General features: G+C 68.9%; 3 protein-coding genes. All 3 read right to left on the bottom strand.

All coding sequences use genetic code 11. The annotated features are described in order from the left end of the window. Positions 1-1,298 (bottom strand): serine/threonine protein kinase (locus tag A5692_RS08260; RefSeq protein WP_156765981.1); only part of this gene is annotated, 1,298 nt, incomplete at its 3' end. Then, positions 1,298-2,266: a glutamate ABC transporter substrate-binding protein gene (locus A5692_RS08255; RefSeq protein WP_068054533.1), complete on the bottom strand. Its 969-nt coding sequence runs from the start codon at positions 2,264-2,266 to the stop codon at positions 1,298-1,300. The genes A5692_RS08260 and A5692_RS08255, both read right to left, overlap by 1 nt. Then, positions 2,266-3,296: protein kinase G-activating protein GlnX (gene glnX, locus A5692_RS08250; protein WP_068054530.1), on the bottom strand; the 1,031-nt coding region annotated here is incomplete at its 5' end. The genes glnX and A5692_RS08255, both read right to left, overlap by 1 nt.

Genomic DNA, 3,296 nt, shown 5'->3' with positions numbered 1-3,296 from the left:
ACCCCGAACGTCGAGCGGCTGGGGCTGAAGATGGTCGACAACCCGGGCCGCGGCACGCCGGTGTCCTGGGCCACCACCTCCCGCAACACGCCCATCAGCTGGGCGGACATCTCCTCCGTGGTGGCGAACCGGCGCCGCGGGTCGGGGTCGATGGCCCGGCGCAGCAACCGGCGGTACGAGTCGTACTCCATCAGCACGGGATCGTCTTCGGGCAGGCCGTCGACGTAGCGGCCGTTACGGGTGGGCAGGTTCACCGTGAGCGCCGCCAGAGTGCGGCCGACGGTGTAGATGTCGGTGGCGATCGTCGGGCCGGTCCGCACGATCTCGGGCGCCTGGAAGCCCGGGGTGCCGTAGAGATAGCCGAACGAATTGACCCGCGACACCGCGCCCAGGTCGATCAGCTTGAGTTGCTCCTCGGTGAGCATGATGTTCTCCGGCTTGAGGTCGTTGTAGACCAGGCCGATCGAGTGCAGATAGGTCAGGGCGGGCAGGATCTCCAGCAGGTAGGCGATGGCCTCGGCGACCGGCAGCTTCTTGTCCTTGCCGTGCTTGAGTGGCTGCCCGCCGATGTACTCCATGACGATGTAGCCGACCGGGTTGCCGTTGCGGTCCTTGTGCTCGACGAAGTTGAAGATCTGCACGATCTGCGGGTGCACCACCTCGGCGAGGAACTGCCGTTCGGCCATGGCGATCGCCTGCGCCTCGGCGTCACCGGAGTGCACCAGGCCCTTGAGCACCACCGGGCGGTCGTTGACGTTGTGGTCGACCGCCAGGTAGACCCAGCCCAGTCCGCCGTGCGCGATGCAACCCTTGACCTCGTACTGCCCGGCGACGATCTCTCCCGGATTCAGCTGCGGCAGAAACGAATACGCGCTGCCGCAGGCGGGGCACCAGCCCTCCGACTCGCCCTTGACGCCCTTCTTCGACCGGCCGACCGGCTTTCCGCAGTTCCAGCAGAACCGCTTGGCCTCCGGCACCACCGGGTTGGTCATCAGCGCCTCGAGCGGGTCGATGTCGCGCACCCGCGGGATCTCGACCAGGCCGCCGCCGAGGTGTCTGACGGGCGGCAGCACCCGCGTCCCGATCGTCACCCGGTCTTGCGAATCGGTGTCCAGGGCGCCCAGCGAGATGTGCGGAAAATCGTCGTCGTCATCGTCGAAATCGGGACGGAACAGCGCCTGAGTGGCCTGGATTCGCCCCGTCGCCGGGCCGCCGCCCTGCGTGTCCGGCGGTTGGGTGCCGGGGCTCACGTCCTCGGAGCCCGGTTCCGGCTGTTGGGTCTTGTCCGACTCGGTCATCAGTCGGAATACCTCGGCGTGGGCGGGGCCGGCGCCGGTCCCAGGACCGTCAACCACTTGCGGTACAACGTGTTCCACGTGCCGTCCCGGCGGATCCGCTCCAGCGTGCCGTTGACGAACCGCACCAGTGGCGTGTTGGTGAGGTTGACACCGATGCCGTAGGGCTGGGTAGCCATGTTGGGCCCGACGATGTGCAGGTAGGGGTCTTCTTCGACCAGCCCGGCCAGGATCGAGTCGTCGGTGCTGACGGCGTCGATCTCGCGCTGCTGCATCGCCACCAGGCAGTCGGCCCAGTTGACCACCGAGACGATGATGGGGGGCGGGTCGATCTGGCGGATCCGGTGCAGCGACGTGGTCCCCTTCGCCACGCAGACCCGCTTGCCGGACAGGTCGCCCACCTTGGCGATGGGCGAGTCCCGCGGGGCCAGGATGCGCTGGTTGGCGTCCAGGTACACGGTGGAGAAGTTGACCTCCTTGCGCCGCTCGCAGGTGATGGTCATGGTCTTGACCACCACGTCGACCTCGGAGTGCTGCAGCGCGGTGACGCGTTCGTCGGACGACAGGATGCGGTACTCGACGTGCGACGGGGCGCCGAAGATGTCGCGGGCGATCTCCCCGGCGATGTCGACGTCGAAACCGGTGATCTCCCCGGTGATCGGGTCGCGGAAGCTGAACAGGTTGCTGCCGATGTCGAGCCCGACGATCAGCCGGCCGCGGGCGCGGATGTCGGCGACCGCGGCGTCCGCCTCGGCCTTGGTGGGGAAGGGCCGCAGGCTGGCGGTCAGGTCGCAGCCCTGGCTGGGATCGTCCGGCGGCAGCGGCGGCTCCGGGGGCAGCTGCTGCATGCCGACCGGGGTGGGCGGCGGCAGCGTCGGCACCTTGGCGACCGTCAGCGACTCGGTGTGCGAGCACCCCGCCAGCACCCCCGCCGTTGCCAGCGCGGCGAGCGCAGCGAGCGCGCGCGTCATTATCGATACTCTTTCAGCCGCGGCCACAGGCCCAGCGCCACCGCGATGGCGGCGCCGAGGCTGAGCACCACCCCGCCGACCTGCGCGCCGGACAGCCCGCTGCGGGCGTTGAGGACGTCGTTGCGCAGATGGGTCCGGCTCTGGTCCATGGCCTTGACCAGCTGGCCTTCCAGCTTGTCGAACGCCGGGGTGGAGTCGTCTTCGCTGCTGCCCAGGGCGACCTGCGTGGCCGCCCGGTAGTTGCCGACCGAGATGTAGGAGTTGATCCGGTCGTTGGCCTGCCGCCAGCGCAGCAGCAGCTGGTCGGCGCCCTGCAGGTCGGGTTTGTCGACGGCATCGCTGCGCGCCATGTACTGGTCCAGCTGCTGGTGCATGGAGTCGATCCGCTGATAGAACGACTGCTTGCGCTTCTCCTCGTCCCCGCGACGGATCAGCGATAGCGTCTCGTCGGCCCGCGCCTGCTGGGCGGTGATCGCGACGTTGGTCACGATCCGCAGCGAGTCGGCGGCGGTGTTCTTGGCGCTACGGCTGGCGGTCGTGGAGATGGTCAGCGCTGTTCCGACCCATACCACCATGACGAGAATAGCGAGGCCGCCCACGACCAGGCCCGGATTGATTCGGCGCCGGGTGCGCCGGGCCAGCCAGCGATGGGCGAAGGCGCCGAAGACGGCGGTGGCGGTGACCACCAGGATGACCGGCGCGGGGATCTGCGTCGACGCGGTGGTTTCCGCGTCCACCCGCTCCGACGTGGCCTGATACAGCTGCGCGGCGTCCGGCAGGATGGTCGATTGCATCAGGCCCGAGGCCTCCGACAGATACGACGACCCGACCGGGTTGCCCTCCCGGTTGTTGGTCCGCGCGATCTCGATCAGGCCGGTGTAGACGGCCAGTTCGGCGTTGATCCGGCCCAGCAGTTGCACCAGCGGTTCGTCGGTGAGCCCGCTCGAGGCCCGGGTCACCGCCACCGCCGCATCGGTGATGGCCTGCTCGTAGCGCTGCCGAACGGGCGGCGGCTCGGCTTCGGCGATGA

It is taken from the genome of Mycobacterium sp. E342 (assembly GCF_001667665.1).
Lineage (GTDB): Bacteria > Actinomycetota > Actinomycetes > Mycobacteriales > Mycobacteriaceae > Mycobacterium.
Note: the sequence above shows the minus strand (reverse complement) of the source record. Positions and strands in the feature narration are given on the sequence as shown.